This window comes from Winogradskya humida (assembly GCF_016862215.1).
In the GTDB taxonomy this organism is placed as follows: domain Bacteria; phylum Actinomycetota; class Actinomycetes; order Mycobacteriales; family Micromonosporaceae; genus Actinoplanes; species Actinoplanes humidus.
The window spans coordinates 97,287-117,787 of sequence record NZ_BOMN01000032.1 but is presented as its reverse complement, the minus strand read 5'-3'; the positions used below and the strand labels follow the sequence as shown (position 1 = coordinate 117,787).

The 20,501-nt window shown below is 70.9% G+C and carries 2 protein-coding genes (1 of these 2 only partly in view); one reads left to right on the top strand and one right to left on the bottom strand.

Annotated elements, in window-relative coordinates:
* Window positions 1-1,204 precede the first annotated feature (1,204 nt).
* Complete coding sequence (locus Ahu01nite_RS14315; protein WP_203836983.1) at window positions 1,205-1,486, bottom strand: hypothetical protein; 282 nt, start codon at window positions 1,484-1,486, stop codon at window positions 1,205-1,207.
* A gap of 73 nt (window positions 1,487-1,559) precedes the next feature.
* Between Ahu01nite_RS14315 and Ahu01nite_RS14310 the strand changes: the two genes are divergently transcribed.
* Window positions 1,560-20,501, top strand: the 5' portion of a protein-coding gene (locus Ahu01nite_RS14310; RefSeq protein WP_203836982.1) for a DUF8616 domain-containing protein. Its footprint extends 13,806 nt past the window's final position; the window shows 18,942 of its 32,748 coding nt (coding positions 1-18,942); its start codon is at window positions 1,560-1,562; its stop codon lies beyond the right edge, outside the window.

The following is a 20,501-nucleotide window of genomic DNA, read 5'->3' as shown; positions in this document are numbered from 1 at the left end:
ATCCCGTTGGTGCTGGAGCGACCACCTCTGGCCCGGTTGGGTCGACGGTTACGCCGCCGGTCGCGGGCTCTGGGGTTGGGTCGGTTGGTGGTCCTGCTGTTGGGGGGTCGAACGCTCCGGGCGGGTTGCCTGCGGTCACGCCAGCTCCGGCTTCTGCTGGTGGGCTTCCTGGCTTTGACAGTCCGCCTGCTACCAGCCAGCCTGCTGCCGGCCAGTCCACGGCGACGCCAGTTCCGGCACCAGCGCCGGCGTCGGGGGCGGTCAACACCACGCCAGCCGCTACGGGTCCGGCGGCCACGGCGCCGAACACCACGGGTCCGGCGACTTCGACCACGACGACGGCACCGGTCGCTGCGACGCCGGTAGCGACTACGACTCCGGGCGTCACGGCACCGGTGGCCACAGCGCCGGTGGCCACAGCGCCGGTTGGAGGAGGACCGGTTGATGCGGGACCGGTCGCTGCGGGGCCGGGCACCACGTCGCCTACGGTTACGAGTCCGGTGGGCTCGGGTCCGGCCGATACGGCGCCAGTTGCTACACCACCGGTCGCTACGGCTCCGGTGACTTCAGCGCCGGTGACGTCGGCTCCAGCCACTACAGCACCTGCGACATCGGCTCCAGCCACTACAGCACCCGTGACATCGGCTCCAGCCACTACAGCACCCGTGACATCGGCTCCGGCCACTACAGCACCAGCCACAACAGCACCCGTGACGTCGGCTCCGGTGACATCGGCTCCACCCACCACTACCGCGCCGGTGACATCGGCTTCGTCCACTACAGCACCAGCCACTACCGCGCCAGCGACGTCGGCGCCGGTTGCTGGGGTTCAGCCGGATTCTGGGTTGACCACGTCGCCGGGGACTGCTTCGACTGGCTCTGATGCGACGGTTGGGCAGTCGGTAGCTGGGCCGGTGGATTCTGCGCCTGTGGCTGCTCCGATGGGTATTTCCACGGCTGTCGACGGGCCTGTGGTGGGTGGCGATGCGACTTCGACGCCGGTCGCGCCGACGAGTGGGGCGCCCGGTGTTCAGGCTGGGCCTGCGTCGATGGTGCAGCCCACGACTTCGGCTGCGGGCCCCAACCCGGGTGCGACGCCGAGTCCCACAACGCCGACGCCCACACCATCGACGCCTGGGACGCAGACACACCAGACGCCGTCAGGCGACCAGACGCCGTCAGGCAATCAGACGACTTCTGGCAATCAGACGGCCGCGGGACCCGTGCCTTCGGCACAGGCTCCCGCACTCGGGCTCACCGTCGACACGCCGTCCACCATCGACAGCTCGACCAACCCCGACAGCTCGACCACGCTCAACAGCTCAACCACCCTCGACAGCACCCCGACCACGGAAAGCACCACGACCCCGAGCACCACAACCCCGAGCACCACAACCCCGAGCACCACAACCCCGAGCAGCACGACCCCGAGCAGCTCGCCGGCCGCGAATACCCCGCAGAATGGCCCCGCGGAGAACGCCGCCAAGGATCCAGCGCCAAAGGCGCCTGCGGGTCAGGACCGCGCGACCAACTCTCAGCTGCCCCCCATCGACACCTCGGTGGCCACTGGCCCTGCACCAGCCGGCGCGGAGACAGCCCCGTGGGCGCAGGACGTCGACAGCATCATCGGCTCGGACACCGACTCAGCGATCGACCTGTCCTTCGATGATGAAGACACCGTGGGGCAGCAGGTCAAGGCAGGTCCGGAACCCGATTCGGCGATTGACCTGTCGGACGACGACACGCCCCCGTGGTTGAAGGGTGGCGGGCCACTTGGCGGGGTGTCCGATGGTGTTCGGCTGGGGGCCGGGGGCCGACCGGATCCGACGGTTGTTCAGCAGCAGGTCGACAGTTTCCTGAGCGATCCCAACCAGCCCGATCTTGCCGTCTACATCGACAAGGCGACGAACTCCGGCCATGTCGCGGCGGGCATGAACCTGATCGATTCGCTGCGGGAGCATGGGTATGACCGGCCGATTCAGGTTGTCATGTCGCCGGGGACGAGTGCGGCGCTGGACAAGTTGGCGCCCGGTGGGCTCGGGGCGTACCAGCAGGATCGGAATTTGTCGTTTGATATCAGGCCGGAGTTTGAGCCGGGGAATGCCGAGCCGGGGGCGCGGCTGACCGATTCGCAGGGCCGGACGCCGACCGTTCTGGTGCCCGCGATCGATGATGTCAACGGCGGGCCTGAGCAGCTGGAATTCCTCGATCACGTCGGTGCCGACCGGGCGCTGGTCATGCAGCCGTTCGCGTGGCAGCTCGGTGACCGGATGATGCTGCAGCGTGGGCCGGACGGGAATGTGCAGGCCACGACGCTGCCGATCAGCCCGGATGCGCTCTACCGCTATCCCGTGGCGAAGACGGGCGCGGTCGCCGAGATCAACAATTCGATCAGCGACCCGACCGTTGCCGATACGCTGACCACGTTGGTCGAGCAGGCGCAGAACGGCAACACCGAGGTCATGCCTGTGTACGGCCTGCACCGCACGGATTTTGTCACCGAGGTGTCCGTCCCGCGGCAGTTGGCGGCGGGTATCGAGGCGGCGAACCTCGGGAAGCCGGCCGTTGTTCTGCTGCTGGGTAACCCGCGGCTGCCGGAGAACAGTGGCAACTACGCGCACGCGAGTGACCCGGATGCGGCAGCGAAAATCGCCAACCTGAAAGACGGCGAGGTCCTCGTCCTGCGTGCCGGGAACGTGCCGCAAACGGTGTTCAATCACCTTTATCAGCAAGGCTCGTTGCCCGCGGTGCTCGAGGGCGCGAACACCGCGAACCTCGCCCAGCTCATCGAGCGGCCGTACCTGAATCTGCGGGAGCATTTCGACCGGCCGGGGATCGCCTCGGATGTCACGCGGTTCCCGTCGACCGGGGACACCGCGCTGGACAATCAGGCCGTTGAGCAGCTCAATCAGGCACAGCGTGCGATCACCACCGACACCCCGGCGGTGGAGGACGTACGCCAGGAGCAGGCCTTCGACAACTACACGAAGGTCCACACAGCGCGCGACGTCATGCGCGCACTGGGAGCCGTACCCGAATCCGATCGGCGCCTGACTTTCGATGAGATGGAGCGACTCAGCAAAGCGTTCCAGGATGACAAAGCACTCGCGGACACCATTACGCAGAACGGCGGCCCTCCGCGCGTACGCGTCAATGACTACGGCCTGGACATCCCGCTCCCGCAACAGACGCTGGATGCCCTGAACCAGAAGCTCAACGACCTCGCGACCGACCTTGCGGCGGAGCTGGAGCCTTCGCTGGCGGCGATCACGCCCGACCCGCAGTCCGTGGCGGTTGTCGCCGACACCGTCTCAGCGCTGACCACTCAGCCGGACAGCGTGCAGTCGACGTACTTCGACAACGTCTTCGATCAGGCTCGCGGTCCGGAGCGCGACCAGGTCACCCAGGCCCTGTTCCAGCTGACCACGCCGCCGGTGACCCTCGGTTCGACCGCTGCGGTGCCGCCGGTGACCAGTCTGACCCGCGGCCCGGACGGCACCTGGCGGGCCGACGGCAAGCCGCTGGACATCCGGCCGCTGCCCGGCGACCGGCCCGGCATCGCGCTGCTGTCGGATGACGACTGGAACTCGCTCGGGTCGCGGGATCTGCTGCCGCCGGGTGCGTCCACCGCGGTGGTCGTCCATGGTGCCGGTGACAAGGTGCATGCGCCGGTACGCAATCCGGACGGTACGACGACCACGGTCGCCCTCGACCCCAACCAGCTCGCGGCCATCGTCGGCGATCTGGGAACACCGATCGCGCTCGTGTCCTGTGACACCGGCACCCTGGCCGGCGGCTTCGCCCATCAGTTCTCCGACGCGCACCAGGGCGACGTCCTGGCGCCGAAGTCCGACGTCGTGATCGGCTCCGACGCTGCTCCGGGGCAGATCATCACCCCGAACGGCGAGTCGTGGCAGCTCTACACCCCGGACGCGATCGACGATGAGGGCTGGGACGTCGTCAACGACGAGCAGCCGTTCGACGGCATCAGCGCCACGCCGGTCACCACGGACGACGGGGTGCAGCTCACCGGTAAAACGCCGGTGCTGTCGGACGTGTTGCCGCGGGATCAGTGGTGGCAGCTCTACCTGGACCCGAAGCATCACGCCGAGGCGCAGGCGAAGTTCCCGGACGACCCGGGTTCGCTGTACGACAACGACCAGTCCCCCGGTTTCCAGCGCGGCATGGTCGAGGCGTACGAGTCGTTCCTCAACGATCCGTCGGTCAACAGCTCGACGCTGGACTCGTCGACGTACAAGCGGATGCACGAGACCGTCACCCAGCACCTGGCGACACCGCTGGACTGGACGGGTGGCACGGCCCGGGGCAACTTCGCCAGGCCGACGTCGTTCCCGGTGCGTAACGCCGAGGTCAGCCCCGACGTCTTCACGGACCGTGTCGGGGATCGGCCGCTGATGATGGATCTGCGCGACGCGATCAAGCAGCGTGGCGCGAAGCCGGTCACGTTCACGAGCACGCTGATGGGGCGTAGCGGCGCGAGCAACAACGACATGCCGCGCACGATCACGACGAACTATCTGCGGGCCGATGCCCCGGCGCTGGTCGACCAGATCTTCGACCAGTACCGCGGTGAGCTCGTCGCGGCCGGGACGGATCCGGACGCCAAGCTCGCGGCGATCGCCCGGACCGTGCGTACGCTGCACATCACCCACCCGTTCGAAGACGGCAACCGCCGCCTCAACGTCCACGTCCTGCTCCCGAAACTGCTGCTGGACAACGGATTCCGCCCGGTCATCGCGCCCGACATGGACCAGCTGTTCCAGGGCGGCCGGTCCGTCGAGGACATCGTCACCGCGCTGAAGGATTCACAGCCGGACGGCGTACGGCTGGGTGCCCCGAGGCCGGACCCCACGCCGCTGCTGAGCAACGCGCTCCCCCGTGACCGCTGGTGGCAGCTCTACCTGGACCCGAAGCACCACGCCGAGGCCCAGGCGAAGTTCCCCCGCGACCCCGGCTCGCTCTACGACAACGACCAGTCCCCCGGTTTCCAGCGCGGCATGGTCGAGGCCTACGAGCGGTTCCTCAACCGGCCCGCCGTCAACAGCACCACCATCGGCGCATCGACGTACAAGCAGATGCACGAGACCGTCACCCAGCACCTGGCGACGCCGCTGGACTGGACCGGTGGCACGAGCCGCGGCAACATGGCCCGGCCCACCTCGTTCCCCGTGCGGAACGCCGAGATCGCCCCGGACGTCTTCCAGGACCATGTAGGTGGCCGGCCGCTCATCATGGATCTGCGCGACGCCGTCCGGCAGCGCGGCGCCAAACCCATCACGTTCACCAGCACGATCATCGGTCGCGGCGGCGCGAGCAACAACGTCATGCCGCGGACCATCACGACGAACTACAGCCGCAGCGAGGCGCCGGCGATCGTCGAGCAGATCTTCGACCAGTACCGCGACGAGCTGGCCCGGGCGGGGAACAATCCGGATGCCAGACTCGCGGCGATCGCCAGGACTGTGCGTACGCTGCACATCACCCACCCGTTCGAAGACGGCAACCGCCGCCTCAACGTCCACGTCCTGCTCCCGAAACTGCTGCTGGACAACGGATTCCAGCCCGTCGTCGCCCCCGACATGGACCAGCTGTTCCAGGGCGGCCGGTCAATCAACGACATCGTGTCGGTGTTGCGCCAGGTTCGCCTGGGCAGCGTCGAAACCGTGCCACCTGCCGAGACGGTCACCCAGGGACCCGACGGAACCTGGCTGGCGGACGGGCGGCCGCTGGACATTCGCCCGCTGCCCGGCGACCGCCCCGGCATCGCTCTGCTCAACGATCACGACTACCGCTCGCTCGGCGACCAGCCACTGGTCCCGGACAGCTCGTCCACCGCCGTGGTCGTGCACGGCGCCGGCGACGTGGCGCATGCACCCGTACGCAATCCGGACGGCACCACCAGCACGGTCGCGCTCAGCCCCGAACAACTCGCAAAGATCATCGATCAGCCGGGTACGCCCATCGCCCTGCTCTCCTGCGACGCCGGCACCCTCGCCGGCGGCTTCGCCCACCAGCTCGCCGACGCGCACCAGGGCGACGTCCTCGCCCCGAAGAGCGACATCGTCGTCGGCAGCAGGGACATCCCCGGCGGCGTCCACACCGTCGACGGCGAGTCGTGGCAGCTCTACACCCCGGACGCGATCGACGACGAGGGCTGGGACGTCGCCAACGACGTGCGCCCGTTCGACGGCATCAGCGCCGACCCCACGGCGTCGGACGACGGTGTGCAGCTGACCGGGCAGACCCCGCTGCTGGGTGACGCGCTTCCCCGAAACCGCTGGTGGGAGCTCTACCTCGACCCGAAGCACCACGCCGAGGCCCAGGCGAAGTTCCCCCGCGATCCGGGTTCGCTCTACGACAACGACCAGTCCCCCGGTTTCCAGCGCGGCATGGTCGAGGCCTACGAGCGGTTCCTCAACCGGCCTTCGGTCAACAGCACGACGCTCGACTCCGGCACCTACAAGCAGATGCACGAGACAGTCACCCAGCACCTGGCGACGCCGCTGGACTGGACCGGTGGCACCAGCCGCGGCAACATGGCCCGCCCGACGTCGTTCCCCGTGCGCAACGCCGAGATCGCCCCGGACGTCTTCCAGGACCACGTAGGTGGACGGCCGCTCATCATGGACCTGCGCGACGCCGTCCGGCAGCGCGGCGCCAAACCCATCACGTTCACCAGCACGATCATCGGCCGCGGCGGCGCGACCAGCAACGACATGCCGCGCACGATCACCACCGCGTACAGCCGGGCCGAAGCACCCGCGATCGTCGACCAGATCTTCGACCAGTACCGCGACGAACTGGCCCGGGCGGGAAGCAATCCGGATGCCAGACTCGCGGCCATTGCGCGGACCGTGCGTACGCTGCACATCACCCACCCGTTCGAAGACGGCAACCGCCGCCTCAACGTCCACGTCCTGCTCCCGAAACTGCTGCTGGACAACGGATTCCAGCCCGTCGTCGCCCCCGACATGGACCAGCTCTTCCAGGGCGGCCGATCCATCCCGGACATCGTCGGCGTGCTGCGGAACTCCCAGCCCGAGGGCGTCCGGCTCGGTAGCACCGACAACTCGGCGCAGCAGCGGGTGCGGGACTTCCTCAGCGACCCGCAGCAGCCGGACCTGGCCGTCTACATCGACAAGGCCACGAACTCCGGGCACGTCGCCGCCGGCATGAACCTCATCGACTCGCTGCGGGCGCGGGGCTACGACCGGCCGATCCAGGTGATCATGTCGCCGGGGACGCGGGACGCGCTCGGGCGGATGGCACCGGGCGGGCTTACCGCGTACGAGCAGAGCCACGCCCTCACCCTCGACATCCGGCCCGAGTTCGAGGCCGGGACGTCTGAACCGGGGCCGCGGCGAACCGACAGCGCGGGCCGCACACCGACCGTGCTCGTCCCCGCGATCGACGACATCAACGGCACCACCGAGCAGACGGAGTTCCTCGACTACCTCGGCGTCGACAAGGCGCTGGTCATGCAGCCGTTCGCGTGGCAGCTCGGCAACCGCATGATGCTCGACCGCAACGAGGGCACCACCGCCCTCCCGATCGACGAGTTCTCGGTCTACCGCTATCCCGTGCCGACCACGGGCGCGACCGCCGAGATCAGCCGCTCGATCACCGACCCGACGGTGGCGAGCACGCTGACCACGCTGGTCGACCGGGCACAGAGCGGCGACCTCGAGGTCATGCCGGTGTACGGCCTGCACCGCAGCGACTTCATCACCGAGGTCAGCGCCCCACGTCAGCTCGCCGCCGCCATCAAAGCCACAAACGACGGCAAACCGGCAGTCGTGCTCCTCCTGGGCAACCCGCGACTCCCGGAGAGCGGCCCCGATTACCGCCACGCCGCCGACCCGGGCGCGGCGACCGCCATCAACAACCTCAAGCCCGGCGACGTCCTGATCCTGCGCGCGGGCAACGTCCCGCAGACGGTGTTCAGCCACCTCTACCAGCAGGGCACGCTGCCCGCGGTGCTCGAAGGCGCGAACACCGCGAACCTCGCCCAGCTCATCAAGCGTCCCTATCTGAACCTGCAGGAGCACGGCGCGTCCCAGGCCGGCACCCGCTTCCCCTCGACCGGCCGGCCGGAGCAGGACTCGGCGGCGATCCAGGACCTGAACCGGGCGCAGAAGGCACTCGTCGAGGAGACGTCCGCGACGAAGGCCGTCCGGGCCCAGCCCGCGTTCGGCGACTACGAGACGGTTCACACCGCCCGCGAGGTGCTGCGGGCGTTGAACGCGTTGCCGCCGGACGAGCAGATCCTGCGTAACGACGAGGTCAACCGCTTCCAGGACGCGCTCGGCGACGATGCCGTCGCGCAGGTGCTGGCCCTGAACGGCACGCCGCAGTCCACCATCGACAAGCTGATGATGGACCCGGGCACGTTCGTCATGCTCCGCAACAACGACCGGTACTTCACGCAGGCCACCGCCGAGCAGATGGGTGAGTTCGATCGGCAGTTGCGCGCGGCCGCCGAGCAGAGCTCCCGGGACCTGGGCCCGTACCTCGCGCAGATCACGTCCGACCCGCACTCCACCGCCGTGCTGACTGACACCATCAACGCGCTGCGTGACGACGCGGACAGCACCACGGCGGAGTACTTCGACCGGCTCTGGGAACGGTCCGACAGCCCCGGCCGCGACCAGGTCCTCCAGGCGCTCGACCAGCTCAGCCAGACCACGCCCCGCCAGACCACAACCGAGGCAGCCTCGTTCAGCGCTCCACCCAACGCCACAAAGGCCACCAGAGCCCCAGAAACCCGGAATGTCCCATCCGGCATCGCCATGCTCGGCCAACGGCATGCCGACCCCGACGACGCACTTAATCGCCTGGTCAACGCGTTCCCCCAGGACGGCCGCCTGCACGTCTTCGTCCACGGCGATCCGCAGCACGCCCTCGTCGACAACGAGGAACACACCGCGAAACAGGTCGCCGACCAGATCCGCCCGAGCTGGATCGCCGCCGGGCAGCCCCCGATCCACCTGCAGTCCTGCTACACCGGAAGCGACGACATCACGGGCTTCGCCGCCGAACTGGCCCGCGAATTCCCTGGCACAGCGGTCATCGCCCCGCCGAACCTGGGCTGGCTCGTCCGCGGCACAGCACCGATCGTCGCGCCCGCTGAAACCACGTACTCCGAGGACGGCCGCCCGCTGCCCGGCGTACCGACGGTCGAGGACCAGTGGCGCGAATACCGCTACGAGCCGACGGACACCGAACCCGACCGCTCGGTGCCCGTGCCCTACCGGACGCTCGGCCCCGTACTTCAGCCGGCGGACGCACCCCAGGACTACGTGCCCGACCGCAACGACCAGGTCGACCCGGATCTCGCGGCGGAGCAGATCGAGCGGTACGCCGCCACGACCCGAGCCGCCGTCGCCACCTTCGACGCGCACCGCACCCGGGCCGAACAGGAGCTGCAGCCCGCGATCGACTCCGTCACCGCCGCCCGCGACCTCACCGCCCAGGCGACGGAACTCACCGGCGACAGCACGACGATCGACCGGAACATCGAGTCCGCGCTGCGCGACATCGACGAGGCGCTCCACGAGGTCCGGTACAGGACGGGACGGGCCGAGGTTCCGCTGACGTCGCCCGCGGCCGTCCGGGACACCAGGACAGCACTCGAGGATTTCCGTACGGCCGCCGCGCACACCGAGTTCGACGCCAAGGACGCGATCCGCGAGCTGGAGAACCTCACCCGCTTCCAGAGCCGGCTCCCCTCGATGCGCGCCGAGGCCGTCACGCTGGCCGAACGCGCCGAGGACTCGGTGGCGGCGGCCCGGCAGGCGCTCGCGGAGGGCCGGACCCGCGACCTGCGTACCCTGCTGGACCAGGCCGCCATCACCACCGCCCGGTCCCGGCTGCTCACCGGCATGGCCGACGCTCTCGTGGACAACGCGACACGCGAGCAGGACGCGACCGTCAAGCGGGCCACCGACACGATCGCCGATGTCCGGACGCGGCTGGCCGACGTCCGGACGCTGCGGGACACCGCGACCGCCGCGCAGGACACCCTGCTGACCGGGCTCACCGCCGACCGCCAGTCTCTCGACACCGCGTTGCGGGCCGCCACCGATCAGGGTCTGGGAGCCGCGGACGAGTCGGACAGCGACATCGACCTCTCCGATGACGACCTGGTAATCCCCGATGACAGCGACACGGAAGACCTCGCAAGTGCGCTCGCGCCGTCGCCGTCGCCCTCACGACGGTCCGTCCAGCGCCGCGTCGAAGACTTCCTGCGCGATCCCCGCCAGCCGGATCTGGCCGTCTACATCGACAAGGCCACGAACGCCGGGCACGTCGCCGCGGGGCTCATGCTCATCGACTCGCTGCGCGGGCAGGGATATCGGCGACCGGTCCGGCTGATCGTCTCGCCCGGAACGCGGACGCTGCTGGACCGTCTCGCGCCGGGCGGGCTGGCCGCGTACCAGCGGCGACAGGACCTGGTGCTGGACGTCCGGCCCGAGTTCGAGGTGGGAAACCGGGTCCGCACACCGCGGATGCGCGACGCTCAGGGGCGTACCCCCATCGTCCTGGTGCCCGCGATCGACGAGATCGGCGACCGGGACGACCAGCGTGACTTCCTCGATTATCTCGGTGCCGATCAGGCGCTGGTCATGCAGCCGTTCGCGTGGCAGCTCGGCAACCGCATGCTGCTCGACCGCAACGAGGGGACCACCGACCTCAGCAACGCGATCGACCGGTTCGCGGTCTACCGCTACAACGTCCCACGCACCGGGGCGACCCAGACCATCACTGCCGAGATCACCGATCCGGTACGCGCGGACACGCTCCGAGCCGTCGTCCGTGACACCCGCGCGGGCCGGGTCGAGGTCATGCCGGTCTACGGCCTGCACCGCGTCGACTTCGTCACCGAGGTCGCCGCCCAGCGTCAGCTCGCCGCCGGTGTGCGGTCGGCGGGGCTGCGGCAACCGACCGTGATGCTGCTGCTCGGCGAGGGCCGGCTGCCCGAACGCGCGCAGCTGCCCGGCATCCGGTATGCCCGCGCCGACAGCCCGCGCGCCCTGGACGAGCTCGACGGCCTGCGCCCCGGCGAGGTGCTGATCCTGCGCGTCGGCAGTGTCCCGCAGCCGGTGTTCCAGCACCTGTTCCAGCTGGGGACGCTGCCCGCGGTGCTGGAGGGCGCCAACACCGCGAACCTCGCGCAGATCGTCGAGCGGCCCTACCTGAACCTGCGCGAGCATCACCAGCGGGCCGGCATCGCCTCGGACGTCACCCAGTTCCCGTCCACCGGCAACTCCCGCGAGGACGCGCGGGACGACGCCCGGGCCATCAACGTGTTCAACGAGGTCCAGCAGGCGGTCACGCTGGAGACCGAGCAGGTCGAGGACATCCGCTACCTCGAGTCGTTCGAGGACTACGGCAAGGTGCACACGGGCCGCGAGGTGCTGCGGTCGCTGCGGGCGTTGCCGCAGAACGAGCGCGTGATGACGTACGACGAGGTGGAACGGCTGCGGGCCGCGTTCGGCAACGACCGCCGGCTGAGCGACGTGCTCATCGGCGCGGGGGCGTCGCCGCGGACCGTGGACGCGTTCATGCTGCCGCAGGACCGGTTCTGGCGGCTGCGCGGCGCCGACGAGATGTCCATCCTGCTGACCCCGCCCATGGCGACCAGCCTCAGCCGCAACCTCGACGCCGTCGCGGACGAGCACCTCGACGATCTCGCCCCGCACCTCGCCCGGATCACGCCGGACCCCGCGGCCGCCGACGTCATCGGCGACACCATCCGCGCGCTGCGCCGCAACCCGGACAGCACCGAGTCCACCTACTTCCAGCGGCTCTGGCGCGAGGCGAGCCACCCCGACCGCGACCAGGTACTGCAGGGCCTTTACCAGCTCAGCCGGGCCCGGTCCGCGAATACCGGCAGCTCGTCGGCAGCCGCGTTCGGGCGGCAGAAGAAGCTGCCGAAGGACGTCGTGGCCACGCGGAGCAACACCGCGTTCACCACGCTGACCGCGGGCGCGGCCCCGGACGGGCGTACGCCTCAAGAGATCGGCGCGGAGCTGATCGAGCAGCGGGCGCCGCTGTCGTACGTGGTGAACATGATCGTCCCCGCCTCGGACGTGGACCGGCTGGGCGACGTGGTCACGTCCGTCCGCGCGGGGCTGAAACCGGGCACGAACGTCGCATTTGTCATCGGGGTCAACACGATGGCGCAGGTCGCCGATGACGGGCTGCGCGCCGCGGTCGACCGGGCGGCGACCATCGCCGACAGCATCCCCGACGTGCCCATCGCGGTCACCGGTAACGCGATCGGGGGCAAGCGCGGCGCCTTCCAGTACGGAACCGCCCGCAACGCCGTCCTGAAGTCCGACCCGACCATCGACGCGGTCAACGCGCTCGCGGCCGGCGGCACGTACCCGTACGTGGCGTTCCAGGACTACGACACCGGCACCCGGACCGTCCCCTCCGGCACCCACGTCTTCGAGCACTTCCAGCAGCGCACCCGGCTTCCCGGCGACGGCGGGCGCGGCGTCGAACGACCGCTGATGATGGCCGGCGGTTACCGCGTCGCTGATCCGGCGAAGCTGCTCGCCGATGTCGGGCCCCGGCTCCGGCAGGACCGCGACGAGCAGGAGACCAAGCTCGAGAAACAGCGCCAGGCACTGGCCACGGCGACCACCGACGCGCAGCGGGCGACCATCGACCGGCGGATCGCGGACCTGTCCGCGCGGCGGGCCAACGCCGACGCGGCCCTCGACATGCTCGCCGATCCCGCCCGCGCCGCCCGGTTCGTCGACGACTTCCTCACCGAGGTCGGCGACGACATGCAGACCCGCAACCGGCTGACGGAGCTGGCGCCGCTGCTCTCGTACGCGCCGGAGCCGAACCTGTTCGTCGACGGCCTGCTCGCCGCGGGCGACCCGGAGATCCGGTTCGGCGACGGGCTCGCGGAGTTCAGCGATCTCGGCAACAGACTGAATCGCGCGTACGCCGCCGAGCTGCACCAGCACCAGACACGCACCGGCCACGACGACGGAGCCGACGCGCAGTACGGCCGGCATCCGGTGCGCGGCGAAGCCTTCCTCACCGACTTCACCGGCGCGGCCGTCGAGACCGACCTTTCCCGGCTGGCCGCGGCGTACGCGGTCACAGGCAACCTGCCGCAATCGCACGTCCCGGAGTCCACGCTCACCCAGCGGCTCGCCGCATATGGCGGCCACGCGGTCTCCTACACCGACCCGTCCGGGATCCACGTCGGACTTCCCGCGGGCATCAGCACCGTCAGCCAGCTCACCCCGTCGTCGACCACGGCGACCATCGCGCGGGACTTCACCGCGGCCGGGAACGTCGTGGCCGAACTCGCGCCGCCGATCCAGGACAATTCCCTGGTGGCAGCGCTCGCCACGGCGACCGGGCAGACTGCCACCGACCTGCGCGCCGACCTCATCACCACCGGGCAGCGCCTGACGGGCACCCCGGACGGGCGGGTCGCGGGCGGCCTGCGCAAGCAGCGGGTCACGCAGTCCTACGACCACGGCCACTTCCTGGTCGCCGCGACCGGGGTCACCACTCCCGCGGGTGATCTCGCCCGGCAGCAGGCGGCTTACCGGGTCGTCGCGGACGTGGCGGCGCAGACGCTCGGGCGTACGATCCGGATCCACACCCCGGACGGCCTGGTCACGCACGCTCCGGCCCTGCCCGCGGCCGGTGTGATCGACGTACGCCAGGACGTCGGCGCGGACGGGCGCATCACGTTCCAGCCGGGCGCGCCCGCGACGTTCGCCGACCTGGTCGACGCGGTGCCGCCGCTGCGCCGCGACCAGGACCTCGCCGCCTGCGTCACGTCGCTGCGGCGCCTGGCCCGGGCCCAGCACCCCGACGGCCTGACCACCCCCCGCGCCCGCGACGATCGCGACCTCGATCCCCGCAACGTGCTGCCCGGCATCTCCGACCGCCGCTGGCAGCCGACCAGCACGTGGACCGGCGTCGAGGCCGCGCTGACCGCCGCCGGGCCCGGGACGACCGCGTATGTCCTGGTAGGACGGCCGGGCGATGTCGGGCACGCGGTCGCCGTGCACCACGACGCGCAGGGCATCGGCTACATCGACCTGGGCCGCCCACCGGGTGCCCGGATCGCGACGACGCCGGACGCGCTGCCCGCACCGGTGGACGCCCGTGTGCTCCTCGTCGGCCCGGACGGCCGGGTGCAGGACACCCCGCTGCCCGCAGCACCGCCCACCACCGCGCAGGCCATGGTCGACGCCCCTGCGACCGACCAGCGCGGTACACGGTTCGGCGCGATCGGCATCGAGGTCGAGGGGCGCCGGCACGAGTTCACCGGCACTGACGGGCTCGGCTACGGCGACGTCCTCGTCCGGCACCGCAGCGGCCTCGCCAAAATCACGATCGACGAGTACCACGCCCGCGACAGCGCCGGGAAGCTCACGCCCGACAAGGTCAAGCTCGGTGAGGCGGTCGGCGAGCCGAGCCGGGTGCTGTCGCAGGAGGGCCGCCCCGACCGCGCGTACGTCACCGGGCTGGTCGCCGAGGCGAACCGGAAGCTGGACGGCCTGCGCGCCGGTGAGGAGCGCTCGCTCACCGACCTGTTCCCCGAGTCCGAGGGCTGGATCGTCGACCCGGACGCCGCCGAGGTCGGCGTGCGCGGACGCGTGCTGAACCCGAAGAGCGACCCGTATACGCAGTTCACCCTCGGGGTGCCGCTCGCGCGGACGGCGAACTTCATGCGCTACGTCGCGGACAACTCGGCGTCCGTGGCGATGGACGGATCGCTGCGCAGCCGCCGGGCGATCATCGAGGACGGGCTCTCCGTCGCCGACGAGCTGCGGGAGTCCTACCGGCGCTGGGCGGGACCCGACGCCACCGACCGGGACGCCGACGAGATCGCCGGTCTGCTCGCGGTGATGTATCCGCACGTCGCGGCGTTGATGTACAGCGACGTCTCGCGGCTGATGAATCGACCGCGGCGGCTGCTCAAGAGCTACCTCGCGGTCGCGTCACGGGTCGCGCCGAACGGCATGCGCACCGCGCTGTCCCCCAAGGTGAAGGCTTTCCTGGACGAGCACGCCGAGGACGTACGCGAAGCCGTGGCCAAGCAGTTCGGCACCGCGATCGCCGACCGGCCCGACGTCGTGGCGGCGCTGGGTGACGACGAGCCGATCGACCTGCTCTCCGGAACCCACGTGGGCGACTACCTCGACAACGCCCTGTACGAGCGGGGCAAGTACGACATCCCGTTCGTCGACCAGCGGGACTTCCTCACCACCCGTTTCGACCGGCTGGACGACAACGAGGGCCGCCTCGCCGACCGGCCGCTGGTGCAGCTGGAGATCCGCGCACTGCGGGCCCACCAGGACCTGGACGGCATGACCCGCACGGTCGAGGACCTGGCGGAGCTCGTCACCGGGTACGACCGCGAGCTCGGCGGGTTCGACATCGACGCCGCCCGCGCCGAGCTGGCCACGCAGGCCGACCGGCTGCGCACCGCCGCCGCCACCCTGGCCACCACCGCGGCGCAGACCCGCCGGGCGGCGGCACAGGCGCTCGGTGACTCCCGCGACTTGAACGAGCTGATCAACCACTCGCGGGACACCCAGGCGGCGCTACGCGACTACAGCGCGTCGGCGCGACGGGCACGCGCGGCGCTCAACGATCTGGTCGACCGGGAGAACCACGTCACCCGGGTCAACCGCCGGATCGTTGCGGAAGCCACCGCACGCCTCACCGGGCAGGGTGCCCCCGCCGCGCTGGCCGACCTCAACACCGCCGCCGCCACGCATCGGGATGCCGTCGACGCCGCCGAGGACGCGGCCGAGGACTTCGGACACGCTGCCCGGCGCAACGCGGCGCGGACCGACGCGGCCCACAACGCCATGTCTCCCGTGATCGCGGAGGTGGGCCGGACCGACAACACCCTGGCCCAGCTCTTCATGCTCGACGCCGACCTTCGCGACGCCGCGGCCGACGCCGCCGAGCTGGCCGAGGCCGCCGATCGCTATGTCGAGCAGGGGCGCACCGCCACCGGCCCGGCCGAGGTCGCGTTCCTGCGCAATGCGGCCCGCGTGTCCACCGCCCAGGTCGAGACCGATCGGGACGCCACCAGGGACCGGCTCGCCGCGCTCCTGGACGACACCGGCACGAGCCTCGACGAGCTGCCCGGCAGTCTGCACGACCGCTTCCGTGACCTGGACCAGCAGTATCGGGCACTCATCGGACCCGCCACCACCGCGCTGGGCCAGCACAACGCTGACCGGCCCGCGTACGACCACGCGCGCCGCCTGATCGACCGTGCCACCCGCCGGGGTGACGCGGTGCTGGATCTCGCCGAGGACCTCGGGATCGACCCGGGCACCGCGATCCGGGCCGAGCGCCGGGCAGCGGCGGGTGTCGACGAGGTGAGCCGGCTCGTCCAGCAGTGGACCGTGGCACCGGACGCCATGCCGGCCACCACCACCGACGAGCCCACGCGGCAGTACGACCTCGACGAGGTCGACGTCATGGTCATCCGCAAGCCCGCGGACGCGGACGGTAAGCCGGGCCCGGTCATCGGCGTCGGCTTCCCCACCCGCGCGGGCGACCGGAAACTGTTCGAGACGTCCATGCCCGCCATCGACGACGCGCAGTCCGGCACGTACGTCCAGGAGTCGCCGGCCGGTTCCACCACGCTGCAGGTGCCGTGGGGTGGTCCCGCCGGGCTCGGCGACCGCCAGATGTTCTACGTCCAGGCGCACGCCGAGCCGACGTCGTTCCGCATCCGGCTCAAGAACGCCGACGGTACGCCCGGCCGCGTCGTCCCCGTCGACGGCGAGCAGCTGGAACACCTCGTCAGCCAGACCCACGCGATCGAGCAGAGCAGGTCGGGCAAGCAGTCACCGCTGCTGTTCCTGTCCTGCTCCGCCGCGCAGTTGCAGTCCCGGGGCGGCGCCGTCTACGACTTCCTGCGCAGCGCGTCGGGGCGGCACGGGCACCTCGGGGAGGCGTACGGCGCCACAGGAACCCTGCGCGCCGGCCCGCCGCTGCGGATCGAGGACGGCGGCAACCTCGTCCAGTTCCGCAACCCGAACGCGGACGCACCCCGGGTGCCGAGCATCGCCGCGGTCACCCAGGCCCCCGGTCACCTCGCGACGAGCATCGACGACGTGCCCCTGGGCGGCAGCGTGCAGACCCGGGACGTGGATGCCGGGATGCTGTTCGTCGACGACGACGATCCGGGGCAGGCGGCCACCGCCGAGCACTTCCCGGCGCGCGACGACCGATACACGGTGTTCTCGCACGCCGACGCGTACCACCTGCGCCCGGAGGGCCGCCGCGTCACCGCACGCGACCTGGCCCGGCGGATCCGGGCCGACCCGCGCTGGAACAACAAGCCGATCGTGCTGATGGCCTGCGACACCGCCGCCGACCTCGACAACGGCTTTGCCACCCAGCTCGCCCGGGAACTGCCCGGCACCCGCATCATCGCTCCCGTCGCCATCGCGTGGGCCACCTCGGACGGGCACGCCGTGGTCACCCCTGCGGCCGACTACGCCAACGACGGCCGGCCGATCGTCGCGACACCGACACCGCAGACCACGTTCGTGGAGCTCCTCCGCACCCCCGGGCCGGACGGACGGCTCACCGTCACCGATCTGCCGCACGTGCTCGGCACCGACGCGGACCTGGGCGACATCAACCCCGCGGGGATCGCCGCCGAGATCGCGCTCGACGCCGACGAGGCCCGGCAGGACGCCGCCGACACGGCCCGGATGCTGCAGCCACTGATCGACGCGATCACTCCGGTGCTGGCCGACTCGCCGACGGCCGAGCAGTTGCACCGCGACGCGTCCGACCTCGCCGGGCAGCTCCGCGGTCTCGGGGACCAGATCGGCGACTCGCACAGCGAGCTGGGCGCCCGGATGTCGGACCTCGCGAGGCGGTCCCGAGCCGCCGACACGCCGGTCCGCACCGCCCTGGCCGCGGCGAACGGGTTGCGCCCCGACATCGACGCCGTGCGGCGTCACGCCGACCGGGCCGCCGCCGATGCCGGCCGGGCAAAGAGCACATTGGACACGCTGCGCCGATTCCACAGGCACTTCAGCAACCTGGTCACCCGCAGCCAGGCCGCCGCGGACCGGGCCACCGCCGCCGAACGGGACAGCAACACGGAGACCGGGGCGTTGCCGCTCGCCCAGGCGTTCGCCGCCGCGCACGGCGCCCGGCTGAGCACGAACCACGACCGGGACCTGCGTGACCAGATCGACCGGGCATACCAGGACCACGTCGGGGACGTCGGGGAGCGGGCCCGTGAGGTGCGTGCGCTGCTCGACGACGCTGCCGACCGGCTCGAACAGGCTTCCGAGGAGGTACCCGACGCCGTCGCCGCGCACGAGGAGGCCGTCGAGCATCTGACCGAGGCGCAGGAGCTGATCCGCGAGGCGCAGGAGGACCTCAGCGATTCCGACGACGACGGCGATCCGCCTGCCGACCTGCTCATCGAGGCTCCCGACGATCGGATGTCGGTCGAGCCCGTGGTCTCGCGGTTCATCGAGGACGCGGACTCGATCGGGGTCGCGCTCACCACGTCGGGCGAGGTCGCGGTGCCGGCGCCGCTTGCGGTTGTCAATGCGCTCCCCGCGTACCTCAAGGAGAGCCGGACCCTCGGCCTGGCCGAGCAGCTGCACCCCACCGAGGGTGGACCGATCGCCGACATGGTCCGCGGCCTCGCCCCGGGCATCGCGAAGGCCGACCTCGACACGCTCGCCGAGGACGCCCGGCTCGACATCGACCAGTTCCTCGGCGCCGGACGCCCGTACGCGGTCACCGTCGACGGCCGTCCCGCCGAGCTGACCGTCACCGCGACCCTCGACTGGGACGCCGTGACCGTGCAGGAACCCAGCACCAAGGCGGCGAAGGCCAAGACCAAGACCGACGGCGAGGCGCGGCACTCGATGCGGCACGGCCGCGCCGACCACATCGAGCCCAAGGCCACGGTCACCGCGGTCCCGGGCATGATCGCCGGGGTCGGCGCGACGCTGCCGACCCGACCGGCGACAACGCGCTCGTCGGCGCAGCGCACGGCGTACACAACGAGCACCACGGTCGAGATCCAGGAACGCGCGGACGTTCGCGTGCCGATCACGTTCCACGCCACGCTGACCTTCCCGGACGGATCAACCCCTGATCCGGTACGCGCGGACGGCACGGTCGCCCTCCGCATTCCCACCGCACTCGCCAAGCCACAGCCGGTCGAAACAAACAAGGACGCGCCGCCGCTGAGCGCCGCACCGCCCCGGCGCTTCGGCATGGAAAGCCTCGCGAGCCGCCCGGACGGCGACCAGTTCTTCAACCAGGTCGAGACCCTGCTGGCCGACCAGGGCCTGAGCGACGTGACCCGCATCGGCACACCCGGCCGCCAGGTGCTGCAGCAGTTCCTCAGCGACGCCAACCTCGCGGCGAACCTCGGCCGGATGGTCGTGCACGACCCGGCCGACCAGCAGGGCGGCTGGGTGTCGTCGGCGCCGCTGCTGCGCTCGCCCGCCCGTGGGTGGCGCCGGTTGTTCCCGGGCCGCGACCGGCAGATCCAGATGCGGCTCGTCGCCCGTCAGGTGCAGGTCGTGGAGAACGTCGACTCGGCGACCCACGTCGACGTCGCCGCGTTCGCGGGCGAGAACACCGACACCACCTCGACCGACCGGCCGGTGACGGTGTGGGGTCTCGCCGGCGGTGGCCTCGACATCCCGCCGCTCACGCTGCTGGTGGCGCCGAAGGTCTCCGCGTCCCGGACCGGCACGACGGTCCAGGAGATCAAGGAGGAGGCCAGCAACAAGCAGACGCTGACCGCGACCGGGCCCGCTGTGCGCTACCAGACCGTGTACGACCTGCAGGTCCGCACGCTCGGAGCCCCCGCCCGCACGCTCGCCGGCAGCGTCCACACCCTGCAGTGGACAACCAGCGACCGGGTGAAGGACAGCGCGCTCGACCCGGACCGCGACCACGCGGGCTGGCGCGGACGGCGTGGCAGCGACCGCACCCACTACGCGCCGGCGCAGATCGAACAGGGCGAGTCGTTCGGCGGCGCGTTCGTCGACGACCTCAGCGGCGGCGACCGGATCTACGAGTCGATCGTGGCCGCGTTGCGCGGCGTCCCCGGGAAGCACGGGTTCACGCTCGAGTCCGACGCGTTCGTCCGGACGTTCGACGATCCCGGCCTCGCCAAGGGCCTGAACGCGACCGTGCAGGCCGTGCTGTCCCGCGACACCGAGGCTCAGCAGCGGCTCTCCGACCGGCAACTGCGCTACGTGCTCGACCGCATCGTCGGCCCCGGGCTGGAGATCCCGCTCGTGAAGCGCGGACGGTTCTTCACGTACACCACGGTGGTCACGGTCGGCGGTCGCCTGGCGGACCTCTCCGACGGAGAGCTCACCGACCGCGGCGCACTGCGCACCGACAACAAGCGCAAGAACAAGACGACGACCACCACCGGCAACGAGCGGACCCAGACCACCGAGGTC